General features: G+C 54.3%; 1 protein-coding gene and 1 pseudogene. One reads left to right on the forward strand and one right to left on the reverse strand.

Translation table 11 applies throughout. The features are described 5' to 3' along the window. A pseudogene (locus tag ACP5D4_RS21565) lies at window positions 1-1333 on the reverse strand (putative Ig domain-containing protein); the annotation flags it as partial. Window positions 1334-1372: 39 nt separating this feature from the next. Here ACP5D4_RS21565 and ACP5D4_RS21570 point away from each other — a divergent pair. Next, window positions 1373-1546, forward strand: a complete 174-nt coding sequence (locus ACP5D4_RS21570) for a hypothetical protein (RefSeq protein ID WP_428013659.1) — start codon at window positions 1373-1375, stop codon at window positions 1544-1546. Window positions 1547-1710: the final 164 nt, after the last annotated feature.

Consider the following 1710-nt stretch of genomic DNA (forward strand, 5'->3'; position numbering starts at 1 on the left):
CCCTGATTACGTCGCACTTGGATACCCAAGTCATTGCGATGGACGGGAAAACTGCAAAGCGTTCCTCCGTCAAGCGACCCAAATCGTCGTACTCATACTCGACAGTGCGACCATTCACCTCCGTCACCGCAACCCGATGTCCCGCATCGTCCAACTCGTAGTCATAACTGGCGACCACGTCACCGTTGCGGGTCTGTTCCAACAACTCCAGACGGTTCAACTCGTCATACTCACGAGTTTCCACCACCCCGTTCGGTAACACCGTCTCCACGAGATTGTTGACCGCATCGTATTGATAAGTGGTGATTCCCTGAGACGAATCACTGACAGTTTCCAAACGATTGCGTTCATCAAACCCGTAATCCGTCACCCCACCCGGCGTTTCAACCTGCGTGCGATTTCCCGCAATATCGTAGTCATACTCAATACTGAAGCCATCCGGGTCAGTGCGTCCCACAAGGCGGTTGTGGGTATCGTAGGCGAAACTCGTCGTGCCACGACCATCCGTCACCGTTTCCTGCAATCCCGTCGGCGTATAGGTGTAACGGACATCGGGGTCGTTAGGAAGGTCGATGCCGGTCAACCAATTGCGAGGATTGTAGCTGTAGTTCGTCGTCTCCCGGTTAAAATCCGTGTAGGAGAGTAAATTCCCGTTCGGGTCGTAAGTCGAAGTCGATGTCTGACCTTCAGGAAGTTCGACGCCAGTACGCCGTCCCACTAAATCGTACTCAAAGGTCGTGCGATGGTCATTGGCGTCCTCTTGGAAAATCTGACGACCCAACTCGTCGTAACCATATTCCGTGCGAATCTCACGACCGTCGAGAAACTCGACGACATCGGTTAAACGACCTAAGGCATCGTATTCGTATTCCGTGCGTTGGCCTAAGGGGTCAATAGAGGCGACGCGACGACCGAGTTGGTCGTAGGTGGTCTTCGTCTGGGTTCCATCGGGATAAATGGTTTCGACGAGGCGACCCAAATCGTCATAGCGGTAGGTGGTGGTGCGGTTCAGCGCGTCGGTGACGGTGTCCTGGCGTCCGGCTTGGTCGTAGGTGACGGTTTCACGGGGGTTGTCGTCGAGGGTTTCGGGAGTCTTATCGGGATAAATGGTTTCGGTACGGCGACCCAGTGTGTCGTAACGGTATTCGGTACGATGTCCCCGTTCGTCGATGTGGGCTTTGACCTCTCCCGTGGCGTAGTATTCAGTGGTGGTACGGGGATAGCGACTGTCGTCGAGATACTCTGGCGTTTCGTCGGGATAGACCACCTGTGTCCAATTCACATCGGAAACGGTGCTTCCCGTCAGTCCCAAGGCCTCGAAGAAGGGGGTCAAACCGTTGTCGTCGGCGTTCGGTGCGATGGTTTCGATGAGTTGTCCGACGGCGTTGTAGCGGAAATGGGTGACTCGTCCGGCTTCGTCGATGGAGGCGCGACGGCGTCCACCTCGGTCGTAGACGGTGATGCTGCGGGGGTTATCGTCAAGGGTATCGGGGGTGTCGTCGGGATAAATGGTTTCGACGAGTTGGTTTTTGGCGTCGTAGATTGAGTGGGTGGTGGTGCCTCGGGGGTCGGTGACGGCGATTTGATTGCCGTTATTTTATCGTTTGAAGGGAATAGCTAATAAGTTACAATGCCGAAAAGTGCTAAGATTTCAACTAAAGGATATAGTCGTGCGACGGCTCCCTGTTCAACCAAATATTGTCGTATTTC

Source organism: Baaleninema sp. (assembly GCF_049974805.1).
Taxonomy (GTDB): domain Bacteria; phylum Cyanobacteriota; class Cyanobacteriia; order Cyanobacteriales; family Geitlerinemataceae; genus Baaleninema.